Raw genomic sequence first — 16034 nt, 5'->3', positions numbered from 1 at the left:
TTTCAATATGGTGGGTACCAATATTCTAAACTCTTATCTCTAGCATCTTCATGAGCTTTTTTAAAGTCCTTGGTATGTTTCTTATAGTATTCAACGCTTAACCCATGCTCATGAAGTGTTTCAATTTCTAAATCTGCTAACTCTCTTTCAGGACATGGATATTCGAACAAACTTGATGAACCTATCAAATATAATATTTCCATTATATTAAAAGGGCTTTTGTATCTTCCATGTTTTCTTCTACTCCTAACTGGTTTTCTAGGCATTTTTTACACCATCCTCTAATAACGTCCTGGGGGTCTGTTAATATCTCCTGCAGGCTCTAAATCAAGCCCTAATTCTCTCAACAATAACCTTGCTGAATTTTTGCAATCAATTTCAATCTTTACACATGGATGAGGTTTTTTGCTTCCATAACGGTCAACAGTTGTCAATCCGTCTTTTTCGACTTCAAGTCTTGCCTGCTCTGCTCTATCAAGATTTTCACAAGCTTTAGTTAACAGTATTAGATGATGAGATTCTAGATTAAAATCAGCTAATACAGATCTATAAAACTTTTTCATATCTCTGCTTAAATGTATGGGTGTTTTTGCCATGTTTTACACCTCCTAATATTCACCGAACTTGTCGGGTACTGTTTTTTGCGTGCTAAGGTGGGGGCTCGGTCTTGAGAAAAAGGGTTTTAAATGATTCTCCTACCCCCTACCTTTTATTTACTATTTTTCTTTATTGCTTTTCTCTCTTGCCATTCTCCAGATTTTTAATTTAATCCAACTCTTTAATGTGTCTGAGTTACTTCCTCCGTCATCATTTACTTCTTCAAATAATTCAGGAAAAAGTACAGATCCTATTTTAGAAACATATACTTCTTCACCTACATAATCTGGGTTCGTGTGTTCTATTCCTTCGTCTAGCAAGAACAATTCATTATTAATTTTTTCTTTCTCAATTTTTAACTTATCTCGTCTTTGTATGAGCGTTGTTAAAAGCTCTCTACGTTTAGACCATGCATTAACAGCTAAGTTAATAATCTTATCTACATTTTTTTGAGTGTCTGCATCTAACAACAACAGCTTTCCATATTTCTTTTGGTTTTTCTTTAGTACCTCTAATGCATTTTCTGTATTTTTAATTTCATTTTTTAATCCTTCAATTTTTTTAGCAAGTTCTTCAATGTTCTGTTTTTGCAATTTTCTGTTTACATGTCTTTCAGGAACACTCTTCCAGCCTAATTCTTCTCGTTCAGCCTGAGCCTTTTCACTCATAAGTATAGGTAGTTTTTTCTCAAGCAAAACAATAGATATCCCTCCAGCTCTGGAGACAGCTTCGAGTGTTGCTTCAAGTCTTGTAACTGTTTCAGAATGCTTCCTTACATCTTCGACGGTCTTTTGATTCTTCTTACCTTTCATTTCTTCTGAAATAAGCTGAGCATTTGCTCGATCCATTTTGTCTCTTGCTTCTTCTAACTCTTTTTGAAGCTTATTTGTAGTTGACAAAACAAACTCTGAACTTTTCTCTATGTCATTCTTTAATTCTTTTAGTGCTTCTCTTACTTCGTTTAGTGCTTGTATACCTTCTTGCACTTCTTTAATTTCATAAAAACTATTCATTTTCTTGTCCTCCAATTTTATATTTTACTAATAGTCTAAGTTTTTTCTGTCCCTCTAACATTAACTAGCTATCACCTTCTTATATTATCGCTCCGGTATTTCCAAAACCAGAAATCTCAAATTCTGCTGTTCCTCCTAGTGTCTTGTAATATATCCTTCTTGCTGACACTTCCTCATTGTAATTGTAGCTTCCTTGAAGTCCTAGCAACAAGACTTTATAATTGTTTCCTGCTTCTGCAAAAGGCTTATTGATGGATAATAGTATCTTGTTTGCCTCGCTAAAGTTGATTATAGAAGATATTTTTACATAAGACACCTCTATATATTGCTCTTCTGTTGTCGCTTCTAGCTGTACAGGTTTTTCGTCTCTGTATTTGTAACCCATAATATTTTCCTCCTTTTTGTAAGTATTTTTTAAAAAACGCGGCATCAGTTTTTTCATTCGCTGAACTGATAAACAGGTTCCATCTTCGCTTTTAGGTCTGAGATAGAAGACTTATAGTAACTGGATTTTGAAATAAGAGTTTTACCCTTTTCTCTTTCCAGTGATTTTTACACTGAACTCTTCCCCAAGGTGTTTCACGAAGTTTTTTTATTGCTTTGTCATGTTCTCGTTTGGAGTTATTGAATCCAAGCTTTTCAATATCTTTATGTGTAAATATTTTTTTATTTGTCCAGCCATATTTTAATTTCAATACTTCAGACTGTTGCAATGTCAAATGCTCTTTCATTAACCTTTCAAGCTCTGCTCTAAGCTCTCGTTTTTCAACATAATCATAAAGCTTTCTTTCTATCTCTGGATCTTCAATGCTATCAATCAAAGATAAGTCCTCTCCATATTCCTCATAAATACTTTTCTCTTTAGATTTAGGTGTCTTTTGTTCTAAATATCTTTGTATTGACTGCCTGATCCAGTAAATAGCCCAGGTGCTAAACTTTGCTTTTGATTCATGTTCTGGATTAAATGTCTCTACTGCCTTTAAAAATCCTGTCCAGGACTCCTGAGTTAAATCATCAAAGTCTATGTAATTGCAACTGATGTAAAATTTACTTGCTGCAAACTTTATAAGGTCCATATTTTTTTCTGTAAGCTCTGCAAGTGCCTCTATGTTTCCCTGTTGATATCTTTTTACTAAATCCTCATTTTCCATTGCAAGCACTCCCTTTAAAATGGTATAATGGTTTAAAAGTTAATGCTTGCGTTTCCGTTAATCGCCCTTATTCGTCTAGGGGCTTTTTTATTAATTCAGTTCCATCAAAGTGTTTCTGCTCTTGGCCGATAAAAATTTTGTCTATTAATTTTTTATCGTTGTCATTGTCTGATTGTACATTCAACACTTTAATTACTCTAGTGTCTTTATCTGTCCAGCCAATGACTTGACAAACACACTTTACGCCATCAATTATATAAATTTCTAAAAGTTTTAACATGGTTTCACCTCCTTTCTTTATATAAAGATTTTAAACTTCCTTTAAACTGATTTAAACTATATTTAAACGTACCTAAAACAATTTGCTCTCTAAGATTTAAACTAATTAAACCAGCTTTTCGACACACACATACAGATTATTATTATATTAGTGATTTATTTATCTTCTTACATGTATAGGGTATCTTTAAACTGTAGTTTAATTAGTTTAAATTATCTAAAAGTATTGAATACACAATGTTTTAAGGAAAATAAAATAAGTTTAATGATAGTTTAACGCTAGTTTGAATAGTTTAAAAATTTATGTTTTTGTTAAACAATTTAAAATAATTCCCCTTTCTTCTATATCACACATATTAAGGACATAAGTTCTTCGTGGCTTTTTTGTTCCGTCAATTACTCCTGGAGGAATAAGACTTACTGTCTTATATGAACCAAAGAAGCTCTCCCTTTTTAATAGTCTCGTAAACTCTGCTTGACTTAAAGGTAACTTATTTCTTCTCATAGCCACTTCTTTTTCTAAAATTTCATAAATCGATTTAACATCTAAGGCAAGCTCATTACTGCGTTCTAATATTTTGTAGTGCCTTTCTTCAACGATTGATTGCCTATAAGCCAATTGATCTATTTCCTCCAATACTTCAACAACTGCACTTTTACTATTTGAATTGCCCTCTAATGTATCATCTTGATATCTCTCAATTGCATAATGCTTTATAGCTGTTAATTTATCATCCTTGAAAGTTAACCCAGCATTGTTATAAACAAGTTGCAAAATGTCAAGCCCACAAAGTACCTTACAAATATTTTCTTTCCCTCTGCTTGTTTGTATGGAAGTTTTCTCAACTAGACTTATATTTTTATCATGCCACTTTTTTAAAGTCTCTTTTTCTATACTTAAAGCTTCTAAAAGTATGCTTTTCCCTAACTTCTTTAATGTTTTATTCATGGATTTTAGCTTTAAAAATGATTCAGATTGCTCTATCGAATCTTCTTTGTTTAAGTAAATTCTTATTATTCTTTCAATAGCCGACCTATCAGCCTCAAAGCTTTCACCAATTATTATAATAGGAGCTGTGTACTGATAAGATTTTACGGTTTGGTTTATCTGCCCTCGAACTCCTCTATTTCGGTCATAACCGTTATTAACTAAGTTTTTACCGTCCTGTCTTATATGCATTGAAAGTGTTTCTTCTTTCCATTCAGTTATTATTAAAGGTGTTAAATTTGAAGAACTCACTAATTTCAAAGTTGTAAAAGCTGTGGCCTGTTTTGCTGCTAATTGTTGATCTATTGACATGTTTATAATAGGTATTCCTATTGAGTTCATTGTTTCTGTTTTTCCTGACCCACTCATCCCCAATATTACTAAATGAGGAAATTTAAATCCTAGCTCCACCCAAAACCTTTCCTTCAAAAACAAAGCACACATAAAACCAATAAATAAAGCTGCTACTCCTGGAGCATTAAACTTGAAAAGTAATAGTGATAAAGCTTTTAAATCTTCTTTATTCGCTGGCTTTTCCTCTAAAATATCAGGATTTTCAAGCCCTTTGTATGATTCAAGTAGTGCAACATCATTAACTCTTTTAAGCATTCTTTCTTCCCCCTTTGCTCGTTATAATTAACCATTTTTTATTTATGTAATGAAGTCCTGAAAGCTTTACACCTTTTAACCTCTTGATTTCTTTAGCGTTTACAATCCTCTGAATTCCTGTTAACTCGCTTTGTTTTCCATCAAACCATCCTGCAGCAGGACCTAAGACTTTACCAATAGCGTTTTTAAAATCTCTCGGGCTTGCAAAATCACTTGATGTAAGCACGATAGGTATTTTTTGAAAACCATGCTTTATATTTGCCTGCAACTCTGTTTTTTCATCTGAAACAATTAATTTTTGAGGTTCGATTAAAAATTCTGTTATTGGTTTTTTAATTATTTTACCTGTGTCCTCTTCTCCTGGCATAGTTGGAGCTTTGCGAACCTTAACATACCCTCCCCAACTCTCCTGTACCCCATTAGGTGAAAACTTTTCCTCTGGTTCTCTTTCAGGAGTGGCTTTTTCAAGCTTTTTTTGTTTTTCTGGTTCCTCCTTAAGTAAATTTATAATTTCAGCTGTTTTGTCCATACATTTTCCCACCCCTTTAGCTCAATTTCGTATATAGATTGTATATTTTGCGTCATTTGCAATTGCTCTTTAATTTCTCCTATTGCAAACCTCTCTGTAATCCGGTCAAAAAAATCATAATGAAACTTTACCCATTGGTAATTTATATCCGACTTATCCATATCCTTGGCTTCACTTAACAACTCTCGGAATAACTTGAACATATTGCAGAGATTGTTGAACTTAACTTCAATTTGATTCGCCCAATATTCAGCTATATCTTTTAATTTTTGTTGCTCAATAGCAAATTGTCGCTTTTGCTCTTTTGTGTAATTTCTTTTTCCCTCCACTGGAATATTAAAATCACTGGCAATCTTGTGAGCTGCTTCAAGTGGGTTTAAATTAAAAAGTAACTCTGTGAGTTTAATTACATCGCCCCCAACACCACAACCATGACAATAAAATCCTCTATCTGGATAAATTGCAAAAGAGCCTGTTTTTTCTTTGTGAAAAGGACAAACGCAAAAATATGTACTTCCTTTTCTTTTTAAATTTAATCCGTAAGCTTTGGCTACTTCTAAAGTTTTGATATTAGCTTTAACTTCGGTAAATATGCTCATGCCTTAGACCTCCAGTATGCAAAATATGCTCTTATGAAGGCTTTTTTTACGTTTATGTTCATTTTTGAGGTACTGATAATTTTAAAAACTTTCATATTTACACCTCAATTCGTCTTAATTTTCCATATTCGAAGTTGGATTTATTCTCCTTATTGGCTGTCGTAAGCTCTTTTAATTTTAATTCTAGCAATTCAAAATCCCACAAATAATCACCACGTGAACCAATTCTAAAAAAGCACCCAGTTAACAAGCCTGACCTGGCTCCGTTCTTCAAGAATGTTATGGGTAATCCAAAATGCTCAGCCGTTTCCCTTGACTTTGCTCTTTTTGCGGGCATATCAAAGCACCTCCTTCACGGATGAAACGGTATTCTCTTCTATCCATTTCAAAAATTCATTTTTAGGAACTAAGATTCTTTTTCCTAGTCTTAATGTTGGAATTTTACCTTCTTTAAGTAATTGGTAAGCATATGGCCTAGATATATTAAGAATTTTTGCTATATCTTCTGCATTTAAAGAAATTGGTAATTCCTTAAAGTCTTTATATATTTTCTTCATACCCCAAACCCCCTTTAAATTTTTATTGAATTATTCTATGTCTATATGATATAATTGTATCAGAATGAATTCAATACTTTTTTAAGCGTCAGTAGAAAGGTGGTATTTATGAAAAAAGAAGATTTATGGAGAGAAGTCCTTAAAGTATCTCCTGAAAAATTAAAAACCAGTAAAAAATTAAAACAGGCTTTTGAATATTATTGCAAAATAGCTACTTCAAAAGATATAACTACCAAGGCCAAAAAAATAATTGGACTAGCTTTAAGTTTTAAAGATGAAGACCTTCAAAGTGATAGTATTAACATGCTCAGGAATGACATACTTATTGATTCCATAGAGCCTTGTGTCAAAGAAATTAGAAAAACCATGTTTAATAATGAATTTCCTCCTTTTGACACAATTGAAGAGGCTGTTGAGTGGATTCGAATAAAATCTAAAGAGCCAATACCTGATGAGTATAAAAAAATGAAGGATAATACAAAGAAACTTCACGAAGAATTTTTACGGCTTTCTAAAAACGGAGGGGTTTTAGGAGGCGTTAATGAAGTTAACAAAGTTTTAACATTTCCAAGTACAAGTTCTAGTAAAGAATGGGTTGAAGCTATCAAGGTAAAACACAAAGACTTGCGGCAATTGGCCGATAAAATTGACTCAATATCTAAAGCAACAAGATTTCCTAAGCATGCAGTAACTATGTTTATTTTAACGGGAATTGAACCTGTGGTGCCTTTGTACAGCATAAAAGTAAGCCAAGAATCTAATGAATTGCCAAATGGTGAACAGTTACATAAAAAACAGGTATTCATTACAATAAATACAACAGATTTGACTTTTGAACATATGCAATCCATATACAAAAACTATCGTAAAGAATTAAATTTTTCACGAAAAAAGAGCATTAAAGACAAGCAATTAACTCTTTACAGGTTAGTGATGGATATGGGAGGAGCCCCTGAAAAAGACATAAAGAAATTTTGGATTAATGCTATGGAAGAATGGAATTCAAATCATCCAGAAGATAAATATACTACTTGGGAAGGTGTTTACAGAGCTTTTAAAGGTATAAAAGATAAAATATAAAAAAGAAAGTGGGGAATAGCCAATGGCAAGTATAAGAAAAAGGGGTAACAGCTATCAAATCATAGTCAGTGCTGGCTATGATTCTGGTGGTAAAAAACTAACAAAGCAAAAATCAGTTAAAAGGCCTGATAAAATAACAGATAAACAATGGGAAAAAGAATTAAATAAAATTGCTGCAGAATTTGAATTAGCTGTTGAAAAAGGTGAATATTATGACCCTTCAAAGTTTACCTTATCAGATTTTATTGATAAATGGCTTGTAGAGCATGGGAAAAACCTTGAAAACAAAACCCTATACAGATATAAAGGAATGTTAAAAGGTAGAGTAAATAAGGCTTTAGGACATTTAAAGTTAGATCAAATAAAACCTTTGCATTTATTAGAGTTCTATAGAAATTTACAAGAACCTAGCATACGTGAAGATGGAAAAAAGGGATCTTTATCAAACAAAACTATAGGTCATTATCATGGTGTATTAAGTGCTATGCTCAACAGTGCCTTTCAATGGGGAATGATAAAAGAAAACCCTTGTGTTAGAGTTAAACCTCCAAAGGCAGAGCAACAGGAAATGAAATATTTAGAAGAGGACGAACTTATAAAATTTTATGATTGCCTTTCCCAAGAGCCTATAAAAATTCAAGCAATGATTTTAGTATCTCTTATGACAGGTTGCAGGCGTGGAGAACTTGCCGCTTTGCAATGGAAACATATTGACCTTGATAATGGAGTAATACATATAAAACAAGCTGCAGAATACACACCTGAAACAGGCATCATAATTAAAAAACCAAAAACACGTTCATCTATCAGACAAATAGCAATTCCTGATTCTCTAGTACAAGTATTAAAATTTTATCGGTCGTGGTGGTTAGAACAAAAATTAACTCTTGGCACGCTCTGGCAAGAAAAAGAGAGGTTAAAACAAGGTGGTAATTGGGTTGACCCTGAATGGTTATTCGCTAGTATGGAAGGTTACATTATGCATCTTGATACTTTTACAAAAACATTTAAAAAATTCTTAAAACGTCATGACCTCAATGATATAAGACTGCATGACCTAAGGCACACATCAGCCACAATGTTATTACACTCTGGCTTAAATGTTCGTGCTGTAGCTTCTAGGCTAGGACATGCTAATCCTAATGTTACATTGTCAGTTTATGCTCATGCACTTCAATCAGCCGATAAAGAAGCTGCTAATATCATGGAAGGGTTAATTAAAAAGAAAGATGATTCTGAAGAAAAAAACAAAGCTTAATTCTTTTATTTATTGCTAACTATCCATAACTATTTTTATTTACAGTAGTCAAACAGTAGTCATTTTACCATTATGTTAACCCATGTTAATATATAACAAAACCCTAGAAGTCTTTTGACTCTAGGGTTTAAATTGGTTGCGGAGAAGGGATTTGAACCCCTGACCTTCGGGTTATGAGCCCGACGAGCTACCGACCTGCTCCACTCCGCGACGTCATTGGTGCCGGAGACCGGAATCGAACCGGTACGAGAATTTAAAGTCTCGCAGGATTTTAAGTCCTGTGCGTCTGCCAATTCCGCCACTCCGGCATTGAACACATCACCTCAACGCGACTATATTAGTGTAATATATATTTTAAGAAATGTCAACACTATTTTTAATGTTATTTTTTACCTTGGGGTTTATTTATGATTACACCTTGGTGTAACACCTTGATTGCTCCCTAAATTAAAGTTTAATTTTTTTTACGAAAAATTAGTTCTTCAATTTACATTTCTATAACCCTTATTTATAATGATAGTATATTAAAAAATGAAGGATGTATGCATATGCAAAAAACTCTTGTATTTGATTTTGATGGAACAATAGTTAATTCAATAGATGCAGCAGTTCAAATGTATAATGAACTGGCTCAGGAACACAACTACAAAAAAATAACATCTCGTGATTTTTCAGCTTTAAGCAAAATGTCAATTGTTAAAAAATGTGACTTTCTTCTTGTACCCAAATTAAAAATACCTTTTTTATATCATGAGGCAAAGAAGAAATTTAAACATTTCTTTTCTAATGTTAACGCATTTGAAGATATGAAAGAAGTTATAAGCATTTTAAAAAGTGAAAATTATAATCTTAATATCATATCTTCAAATTCAGAAGATACAATAAAAGAAGTATTAAAGAGAAATGAAATTGATGAATTTAATAGTATCCATTCATCTAAAAATCTTTTTGGAAAACATTTGACTATAAACGCTTTTATTAAAAAAAATAATCTTAAAAAAGAGGACGTTATTTATATAGGTGACGAACAAAGAGATATAACAGCATGTAAAAAATCTGGAGTCAGCATTATTGCGGTTACATGGGGGTACGACTCAAAAGAGCTTCTTGAAAATAATAAGCCGGATTACTTAGCTAATACACCAAAAGAACTAATAAGTATTATTCATAAAGTTAATTCAAACATCAGAGATTTATGAGTAAAATGTTTATAAGTTTTTTATGTTTTCCTCATATAGTGTGTTAAATTATGGTATAATTGTATGGACAAATACTGATTAATAATTACTATTTTCATTTCAAATTCGTAACAATAACAAAGGAGACTAATTATGATAGTTTGTAAAAAAGAAAGCAACCAACAATACTTTTTACTTTCTAGCAAAGAGAGCATTGTTAATCTTTACTGTGATTGTAAAGATTTTTGGGGTGTTCAACGTGCAGTTAAAGATCTTCAAAAAGACTTTAATAGAGTAACCACTAAAACACCTAAGCTTTTTCACAAAATGGATAAAATTAGTAAGCAAGTTGTCATTATTGGCACTATCGGTAAAAGCCCGCTAATTGACCATCTAATAAAAACCGCGAAAATAAATTTAGATGATATCAAAGGAAAATGGGAATCCTTTGTTATACAAGTGGTGAATTCTCCAATGGAAGGCATAGAGCAAGCACTGGTTATTGCAGGAAGTGACAGGAGAGGGACTATTTTTGGAGTATATCATCTTTCTCAGGAAATAGGCGTATCACCTTGGTATTGGTGGGCTGACGTACCTGTTAAAAAAAGTGATCAACTCCTTTTAAAATCTGATAGATATAAATTTGGTGAACCTTCAGTAAAATTTAGAGGTATTTTTTTAAATGACGAATTTCCTTCACTTTCTTGTTGGGTACATAAAAATTATGGTGAAAACTATAATCACCATTTTTACGAAAGAGTGTTTGAATTAATACTGCGCCTAAAAGCAAATTATTTGTGGCCTGCCATGTGGAAACCCAGAATGTTTAATGAAGAGGATCCTTTAAATCCTGTGTATGCAGACAAATACGGTATTGTAATGGGAACTTCTCACCATGAGCCAATGATGCGTAGCTGGGTTGAATGGGAGCTTAAAGGAAACGGAGACTGGAATTACTATACAAACAGAGAAAATCTCTATGATTTTTGGGAAAAAGGTGTTAAAAGGGTAAAAGATTATGAAGGTACTGTAACTGTCGGTATGCGTGGCGACGGTGACGAAGCAATGATTGAAGGTGGTACTGTAGAAGAAAATAAGAACCTGCTTGAAAAAATTATCTCTGATCAACGAAAAATCATTGAAGATAAATTTGACAAAAAAGCCAGTGATGTCCCTCAAATTTTGGCTTTGTATAAAGAAGTACAAAACTTTTATGAAGCAGGAATGGAAATACCAGAAGATATTACTTTAATGCTGGCTGACGATAATTTTGGAAATATTAGAAAGCTACCTTCCAAAAAAGACCGAAGTCGTATCGGTGGCTATGGCATGTATTATCACTTTGACTATGTTGGAGGCCCAAGAAGTTACCAGTGGATTAACACAGTACCCTTACAAAAAATCTGGAATCAAATGAAAATGACTTATGATTATGGAGTTTACAGAGTCTGGATTGTAAATGTAGGCGATTTAAAACCTATGGAATTACCTATTTCATTCTTTTTAGAAATAGCTTGGGATATTTATAAGTGGAAAGAAGACAATATATCTCTTTTTGTTTTAAAGTGGGTAAAAGAACAATTCGGAAATAATTATGCAGAAGATATTGCTGATATTATAAAAAAATATACTAAACACAACGGCATTAGAAAACCTGAAATTGTCTATGAGAATACCTTTAGTTTACTCAACTACAGAGAAGCCGAAAGAGTATTGTCAGAACTTAACCAAGCTGTTGAAAAGGCTGAAAAAATATATGATTCTTTAGAAGACATCAAAAAGGATGCATTTTTCCAACTTGTACTATATCCAATTAGGGCAAGTAGAAATATACTTAAAATGCATGTTTTCGCTGGGCTAAATCAGTTATATGCAATACAGGGCAGGGCAATGGCTAATGACTATGCGAAATTAACAGAAAAGACCTTCAATGATGAATCAGAAGATACCAGATATTATAATGAAGAAATGTCTTCAGGAAAATGGAATCTTATGATGATTCAGCCCCATATTGGTAAGTCAAATTGGAGAGGACCAGAGGACAATTACATGCCTGAAGTTAAAACCATCACTTTAACTGCTGGATCCCAAATGGCTCTTTCCGTAGAAGGCTCCTCTAAAACTTGGACAGATGATGGTTCAACATGCAACCTGCCTGAATTCAGTGTATATACAGATGAAAAGCACTATTTTGAACTTTTTAATAAAAAATCAGATTCATTTGAATATAAACTTGAAAAGTCAGAGCCTTGGATTATATTGAGTCAAACCAGTGGAAAAATAATAAAACAAGAGAGAATAGAAGTGGAAATTGACTGGAGCAATGCACCTAAAGGAGAAAGCATTACAAGTTCTATTACTGTGCAGGGTAATAATAAGAATTTTTACATTAACATAAAAATATCCAACCCAGATGAGCCCTCTATTGATTCTTTGCCTAAAATGACCTTTATTGAATCCAAAGGTTACATCTCTATTGAGGCCAAACATTTTAAAGAGTCTACAAAGGCAAACGATGCAAAGTGGGTAAACGTTCCTGATTACGGTAGAACCTTATCTTCTATGATAACACTGCCCTTTACATCAAATAGTTTTTCACCTTCTGAAAACAGTCCTACACTTGAGTATGGTGTATATATATCAAACCCTGGCAAAATAAAAGTAATGGTTTACACTGCACCAAGCTTAAATGTTAACAGGGACAGGGGTTTAAAATTTGCCATAGGCTTTGACCTAGAAGAAAAAAAGATTGTAGATACCTTTCCAAAAACTTTTGATGCTACAGAAGAGTACCCGCTTTGGTCTGAAGGTGTTATGAATAATGTTAGGATATATGAATCTATTCATAACATTGAAAAGGCTGGATACCACACTTTAAAAATCAGCATGATAGACCCAGGGATTGTGATACAAAAAATTGTATTAGATATGGGAGGAGTTATGCCAAGTTATTTAGGCCCTCCTGAGAGCTTTTACAAAAAATAAACTGGTTTAGCTTTCACCAAATGGTAAAGTCATACTCCACTTTATACAGAGGATTACTACCTTGTAAAAAGTGAAGTATTCGATTAAGATAAAATCAGTTTTTTAAATAGTTGAGGCTTGTTGCTTTCCTTGCAAAAAGAGCCTCAATTATGTTTGCTCAAAGCTAAAGTTTCTGCCAAGCCAACTCAATCAAATTCACTGTTTTTAGAAAATATAAAGTAAACCCCTACAGCAATAAGAGCAACGGGAATAATTCTTCCGATATCTAAATATGCTGTCATGGCAACTGCAGAAAGTATTGCCACAGGTATAAGAAGTCCTTTTTCTCTTCCGCCAAACAAATATAATTGAAACAGCCCAATTGCTACTGCTAAAAGATACACTGGCCAAGTACGTGCAGAAAATTCCCAATTAGTAAAAGTTTCAAATAAAAACAGTAAACCTAAAGTTGTTAAAATTCCTCCTGGAACAAGAATCCCCGGATCTTTTCTTTTTATAAAATAACTTACTTCAAATGTGATACCCAAGCCTAAAACAATAAGTGGCCACAAATTTGACATGCTAAATATGTCTGTATCAAAATAATATGCAGCTAAAAGCAATGCTCCAATTAAGACAAGTGCTATTCCAAGTATAGGATTATTCTTTTTCACAACTATTCCTCCCAATATATGATTATCAATTTTATAGGCTTACAACTTAATATACGTAAAATATATTAAATTGTCTTATAAATCTTTAAAAATTATTCTCCTCTTTATTAATCTTTCACTGTAATTGTATTTCTTGTTTTTAATTATACACTATTCTTATATAAAATAAATGCTCCATACAAACTTATTCCTTTGATTGTAGTTGCTACTATGATATCATATTGATTATAATAAACTATCATAGAGGAGGCCGTTATGAACTACAGATTACTTGGAAAAACAGGTTACAAAATTTCTGAAATATCTTTTGGCTCTTGGGCAATAGGAGGCACTTGGGGAAATGTTGATGACAGCACAAGCATGAAAGCTTTAGAAAAGGCTCTTGAAATGGGAATAAACTTTTTCGATACTGCCGATGTTTATGGTGATGGTAGAAGTGAAAAGCTGCTTTCCAAACTTTCTAAAAGTACAAAAGAAAACTTTTACATAGCCACTAAAGCTGGCAGAAGACTTAACCCTCACACACTAGAAGGCTATACAAAAGAAAATATTGAGAGTTTTATTGATAGAAGTCTTAAAAATCTTGATGTGGATAAGCTTGACCTTTTACAGCTTCACTGCCCTCCAACAGCAGTTTATGATAATGAAAGTCTTTTTTCTGGAATGGACGAAATCGTAAAAAAGGGTAAAATTGCTCATTATGGTGTTAGTGTAGAAACTGTAGAAGAAGCTTTAAAAGCAATAACTTATCCTAATGTAAGTACCGTTCAGATAATATATAATATGTTTAGATTTAAGCCCTCTGAAGTATTCTTTAAAAAAGCCAAGGAAAACAATGTAGGTATTATTGTCAGGGTTCCTTTAGCAAGTGGACTTCTTACTGGGAAGATGAAAAAGGATACCACCTTCCAAGATGATGACCACAGAAAATTTAACAGAAATGGAGAAGCCTTTGACAGAGGTGAAACATTCTCTGGAGTAGATTATGAATTAGGACTTAAGGCTGTAGAAGAGCTTTCTAAGATAAAGCCCGAAGATTGTACAATGGCACAGTTTGCACTTAAGTGGATTCTTATGGAAGATGCTGTAAGCTGTACTATACCTGGAGCAAAAACTCCAGAACAGGTAGTTCAAAATACTGCTTCATCAGACATGCCACCATTGTCAGAAAAGCAAATGGAAGAAGTTAAAAATATATACGACAAATATATTAGAAATAGTGTTCATCAATTATGGTAAAACATTGTAAGTTCCAGAACAAACCTTACTAAATAAAGCACTATGTATGCTCGAAAATAGGCATCCATAGTGCTTTATCTTGTTCTAAGACTCCACCTGAAGCCTCGATGTTTAGCTTTAGCTAAACGAGTTCACTTCTATTCACCTATTATTTTAACAAGTACACGTTTTTGACGCTTTCCATCGTACTCTCCATAAAATATCTGTTCCCATGGTCCAAAATCTAATTTTCCTTCAGTAATAGCTGCTACTACTTCTCTGCCCATAACCTGACGTTTAAGATGAGCATCTGCATTGTCTTCATATCCATTGTGTTTATACTGACTGTGAGGCTTTTCCGGTGCAAGACCTTCTAACCATTTTTCAAAATCCTGATGCAACCCTGATTCATCATCATTTACAAATACACTTGCTGTAATATGCATTGCATTCACTAGAACCAGCCCTTCTTTTACACCGCTTTCATCAATGCAATCCTGAACTTGTGATGTAATATTTACATATGCCCTTCTTGATGGCACGTTAAAATATAAATCTTTACGGTATGATTTCATTTTTATCTCCTCCTATATAATAATAAATTGCCTTTTTCAGCTATTAATTTAATTATTTTTTGCACTCAGGAATATAATTTGTTACTTTTACTATTTATAAACACAACTTTTTATCTTTACTTACATATGACTTCTTTTTGTACATCCTTAAATCCTGCAAGGATATATGAAATACGGTCGAAAAAATGTCCAATACTTTTTAAAATGGGAACTCAGTTATATAATAGTTTTTTTACTCTTTAAGAAGATTGATAAAGGCCTTCATATATAATGGAAGATCCATAGGCTTTCTACTAGACACTATATTGCCATCTACTACAACTGGCTGATTAGTCCATATGGCACCAGCATTTTCAAGATCATCTTTTATTCCTAGTGTACTCGTAACCTTTTTATCTTCTACAATACCAGCTGATATTAAAACCCACCCAGCATGACAAATGTGACCAATTGGCTTGTTTTGCTTATTTATTGCTCTAACAACTTCTAAAACTTTTGGAAAACGTCTTAATTTATCTGGCGCCCAACCACCAGGAACAAGTATACCATCATAGTGGTCAGGATTAATTTCATTAAAAGCAATATCAGATACTGCAGGAACTCCATATTTACCAACGTAAGTTTCCCCTGCTTTTTCACCTGCAATATAAACTCTAACACCTTCTTCCATAAGTCTTAAAACTGGATGCCAAAATTCAAGATCTTCAAAATTTGAGTGTATAAAACTTAAAACTTTTTTATCCTTTAAATTCATCTTTATTCCTC

19 protein-coding genes and 2 tRNA genes are annotated in these 16034 nt (G+C 33.0%); 5 read left to right on the top strand and 16 right to left on the bottom strand.

Translation table 11 applies throughout. The annotated features are described in order from the left end of the window. Nucleotides 1–2 precede the first annotated feature (2 nt). The 11 genes from RBH29_RS08630 to RBH29_RS08580 form a co-directional block, all read right to left on the bottom strand. Nucleotides 3–266, bottom strand: coding sequence for a hypothetical protein (locus RBH29_RS08630; protein WP_306696391.1), 264 nt, complete (start codon nucleotides 264–266; stop codon nucleotides 3–5). A gap of 15 nt (nucleotides 267–281) precedes the next feature. After that, on the bottom strand, nucleotides 282–596 hold the full coding sequence (locus RBH29_RS08625) for a P27 family phage terminase small subunit (RefSeq protein WP_306696390.1): 315 nt from the start codon (nucleotides 594–596) through the stop codon (nucleotides 282–284). A gap of 120 nt (nucleotides 597–716) precedes the next feature. Then, a complete protein-coding gene (locus tag RBH29_RS08620) occupies nucleotides 717–1610 on the bottom strand; it encodes a hypothetical protein (RefSeq protein WP_306696389.1) in 894 nt (297 codons plus the stop codon). A 79-nt stretch (nucleotides 1611–1689) separates the two neighbouring features. Continuing rightward, entirely contained in the window at nucleotides 1690–1995 is a 306-nt protein-coding gene (locus RBH29_RS08615; protein WP_306696388.1) for a hypothetical protein, read from the bottom strand. Between the two features lie 91 nt (nucleotides 1996–2086). Beyond that, nucleotides 2087–2761: a sigma-70 family RNA polymerase sigma factor gene (locus RBH29_RS08610; RefSeq protein WP_306696387.1), complete on the bottom strand. Its 675-nt coding sequence runs from the start codon at nucleotides 2759–2761 to the stop codon at nucleotides 2087–2089. A gap of 67 nt (nucleotides 2762–2828) precedes the next feature. Beyond that, nucleotides 2829–3041, bottom strand: coding sequence for a hypothetical protein (locus RBH29_RS08605; RefSeq protein ID WP_306696386.1), 213 nt, complete (start codon nucleotides 3039–3041; stop codon nucleotides 2829–2831). A gap of 300 nt (nucleotides 3042–3341) precedes the next feature. After that, nucleotides 3342–4637 carry a hypothetical protein gene (locus RBH29_RS08600; protein WP_306696385.1) on the bottom strand — a complete coding sequence of 432 codons (1296 nt, stop codon included), beginning with the start codon at nucleotides 4635–4637 and terminating at the stop codon, nucleotides 3342–3344. Further along, nucleotides 4630–5166 (bottom strand): hypothetical protein, encoded by a 537-nt coding sequence (locus RBH29_RS08595; protein WP_306696384.1) that lies wholly within the window; start codon nucleotides 5164–5166, stop codon nucleotides 4630–4632. The genes RBH29_RS08600 and RBH29_RS08595 overlap by 8 nt, the downstream gene beginning before the upstream one ends. Then, on the bottom strand, nucleotides 5142–5765 hold the full coding sequence (locus RBH29_RS08590) for a CHC2 zinc finger domain-containing protein (RefSeq protein ID WP_306696383.1): 624 nt from the start codon (nucleotides 5763–5765) through the stop codon (nucleotides 5142–5144). The genes RBH29_RS08595 and RBH29_RS08590 overlap by 25 nt, the downstream gene beginning before the upstream one ends. 97 nt (nucleotides 5766–5862) lie before the next feature. Further along, a complete protein-coding gene (locus RBH29_RS08585) occupies nucleotides 5863–6102 on the bottom strand; it encodes a hypothetical protein (RefSeq protein WP_306696381.1) in 240 nt (79 codons plus the stop codon). A 1-nt stretch (nucleotide 6103) separates the two neighbouring features. Continuing rightward, complete coding sequence (locus RBH29_RS08580; RefSeq protein WP_306696380.1) at nucleotides 6104–6322, bottom strand: helix-turn-helix domain-containing protein; 219 nt, start codon at nucleotides 6320–6322, stop codon at nucleotides 6104–6106. Nucleotides 6323–6430: 108 nt separating this feature from the next. On the opposite strand from RBH29_RS08580, the gene RBH29_RS08575 reads away from it, so the two are divergent. Together RBH29_RS08575 and RBH29_RS08570 are read left to right on the top strand one after the other, a co-directional pair. Continuing rightward, nucleotides 6431–7402, top strand: coding sequence for a hypothetical protein (locus RBH29_RS08575; RefSeq protein ID WP_306696379.1), 972 nt, complete (start codon nucleotides 6431–6433; stop codon nucleotides 7400–7402). A 22-nt stretch (nucleotides 7403–7424) separates the two neighbouring features. Beyond that, the gene (locus tag RBH29_RS08570) at nucleotides 7425–8660 is read left to right on the top strand and encodes a site-specific integrase (protein ID WP_306696378.1); all 1236 of its coding nucleotides are present in this window, start codon (nucleotides 7425–7427) and stop codon (nucleotides 8658–8660) included. Nucleotides 8661–8793: 133 nt separating this feature from the next. On the opposite strand, the gene RBH29_RS08565 is transcribed toward RBH29_RS08570, so the two are convergent. Beyond that, a tRNA-Met gene (locus tag RBH29_RS08565) sits at nucleotides 8794–8870 on the bottom strand. Nucleotides 8871–8877: 7 nt separating this feature from the next. After that, nucleotides 8878–8968: transfer RNA gene (locus RBH29_RS08560), tRNA-Leu, on the bottom strand. Between the two features lie 240 nt (nucleotides 8969–9208). On the opposite strand from RBH29_RS08560, the gene RBH29_RS08555 reads away from it, so the two are divergent. Together RBH29_RS08555 and RBH29_RS08550 are read left to right on the top strand one after the other, a co-directional pair. Further along, a complete protein-coding gene (locus tag RBH29_RS08555; protein ID WP_306696377.1) occupies nucleotides 9209–9859 on the top strand; it encodes an HAD-IA family hydrolase in 651 nt (216 codons plus the stop codon). A gap of 132 nt (nucleotides 9860–9991) precedes the next feature. Continuing rightward, nucleotides 9992–12823, top strand: a complete 2832-nt coding sequence (locus RBH29_RS08550) for a glycosyl hydrolase 115 family protein (protein ID WP_306696376.1) — start codon at nucleotides 9992–9994, stop codon at nucleotides 12821–12823. A gap of 185 nt (nucleotides 12824–13008) precedes the next feature. On the opposite strand, the gene RBH29_RS08545 is transcribed toward RBH29_RS08550, so the two are convergent. Then, complete coding sequence (locus tag RBH29_RS08545) at nucleotides 13009–13476, bottom strand: LiaF transmembrane domain-containing protein (RefSeq protein ID WP_306696375.1); 468 nt, start codon at nucleotides 13474–13476, stop codon at nucleotides 13009–13011. A gap of 255 nt (nucleotides 13477–13731) precedes the next feature. Here RBH29_RS08545 and RBH29_RS08540 point away from each other — a divergent pair, with 255 nt between their 5' ends. Beyond that, nucleotides 13732–14715 (top strand): aldo/keto reductase, encoded by a 984-nt coding sequence (locus RBH29_RS08540; RefSeq protein ID WP_306696374.1) that lies wholly within the window; start codon nucleotides 13732–13734, stop codon nucleotides 14713–14715. A gap of 137 nt (nucleotides 14716–14852) precedes the next feature. Here RBH29_RS08540 and RBH29_RS08535 read toward each other — a convergent pair whose 3' ends face one another. Together RBH29_RS08535 and RBH29_RS08530 are read right to left on the bottom strand one after the other, a co-directional pair. Further along, the gene (locus RBH29_RS08535) at nucleotides 14853–15269 is read right to left on the bottom strand and encodes a secondary thiamine-phosphate synthase enzyme YjbQ (RefSeq protein ID WP_306696373.1); all 417 of its coding nucleotides are present in this window, start codon (nucleotides 15267–15269) and stop codon (nucleotides 14853–14855) included. A 232-nt stretch (nucleotides 15270–15501) separates the two neighbouring features. Next, nucleotides 15502–16023 carry a type 1 glutamine amidotransferase domain-containing protein gene (locus tag RBH29_RS08530; RefSeq protein ID WP_306696460.1) on the bottom strand — a complete coding sequence of 174 codons (522 nt, stop codon included), beginning with the start codon at nucleotides 16021–16023 and terminating at the stop codon, nucleotides 15502–15504. Nucleotides 16024–16034 lie beyond the last annotated feature (11 nt).

The organism is Herbivorax alkaliphila (genome assembly GCF_030848475.1).
Classification (GTDB): domain Bacteria; phylum Bacillota; class Clostridia; order Acetivibrionales; family Acetivibrionaceae; genus Herbivorax.
This window is presented reverse-complemented; position numbering and strand designations above follow the sequence as displayed.

What these genes read in the sequence shown, in the direction of transcription:
- RBH29_RS08630 (WP_306696391.1), bottom strand. Translation starts at nt 266, where the DNA reads ATGCCTAGAAAACCAGTTAGGAGTAGAAGAAAACATGGAAGATACAAA.
- RBH29_RS08625 (WP_306696390.1), bottom strand. Translation starts at nt 596, where the DNA reads ATGGCAAAAACACCCATACATTTAAGCAGAGATATGAAAAAGTTTTAT.
- RBH29_RS08620 (WP_306696389.1), bottom strand. Translation starts at nt 1,610, where the DNA reads ATGAATAGTTTTTATGAAATTAAAGAAGTGCAAGAAGGTATACAAGCA.
- RBH29_RS08615 (WP_306696388.1), bottom strand. Translation starts at nt 1,995, where the DNA reads ATGGGTTACAAATACAGAGACGAAAAACCTGTACAGCTAGAAGCGACA.
- RBH29_RS08610 (WP_306696387.1), bottom strand. Translation starts at nt 2,761, where the DNA reads ATGGAAAATGAGGATTTAGTAAAAAGATATCAACAGGGAAACATAGAG.
- RBH29_RS08605 (WP_306696386.1), bottom strand. Translation starts at nt 3,041, where the DNA reads ATGTTAAAACTTTTAGAAATTTATATAATTGATGGCGTAAAGTGTGTT.
- RBH29_RS08600 (WP_306696385.1), bottom strand. Translation starts at nt 4,637, where the DNA reads ATGCTTAAAAGAGTTAATGATGTTGCACTACTTGAATCATACAAAGGG.
- RBH29_RS08595 (WP_306696384.1), bottom strand. Translation starts at nt 5,166, where the DNA reads ATGGACAAAACAGCTGAAATTATAAATTTACTTAAGGAGGAACCAGAA.
- RBH29_RS08590 (WP_306696383.1), bottom strand. Translation starts at nt 5,765, where the DNA reads ATGAGCATATTTACCGAAGTTAAAGCTAATATCAAAACTTTAGAAGTA.
- RBH29_RS08585 (WP_306696381.1), bottom strand. Translation starts at nt 6,102, where the DNA reads ATGCCCGCAAAAAGAGCAAAGTCAAGGGAAACGGCTGAGCATTTTGGA.
- RBH29_RS08580 (WP_306696380.1), bottom strand. Translation starts at nt 6,322, where the DNA reads ATGAAGAAAATATATAAAGACTTTAAGGAATTACCAATTTCTTTAAAT.
- RBH29_RS08575 (WP_306696379.1), top strand. Translation starts at nt 6,431, where the DNA reads ATGAAAAAAGAAGATTTATGGAGAGAAGTCCTTAAAGTATCTCCTGAA.
- RBH29_RS08570 (WP_306696378.1), top strand. Translation starts at nt 7,425, where the DNA reads ATGGCAAGTATAAGAAAAAGGGGTAACAGCTATCAAATCATAGTCAGT.
- RBH29_RS08555 (WP_306696377.1), top strand. Translation starts at nt 9,209, where the DNA reads ATGCAAAAAACTCTTGTATTTGATTTTGATGGAACAATAGTTAATTCA.
- RBH29_RS08550 (WP_306696376.1), top strand. Translation starts at nt 9,992, where the DNA reads ATGATAGTTTGTAAAAAAGAAAGCAACCAACAATACTTTTTACTTTCT.
- RBH29_RS08540 (WP_306696374.1), top strand. Translation starts at nt 13,732, where the DNA reads ATGAACTACAGATTACTTGGAAAAACAGGTTACAAAATTTCTGAAATA.
- RBH29_RS08535 (WP_306696373.1), bottom strand. Translation starts at nt 15,269, where the DNA reads ATGAAATCATACCGTAAAGATTTATATTTTAACGTGCCATCAAGAAGG.
- RBH29_RS08530 (WP_306696460.1), bottom strand. Translation starts at nt 16,023, where the DNA reads ATGAATTTAAAGGATAAAAAAGTTTTAAGTTTTATACACTCAAATTTT.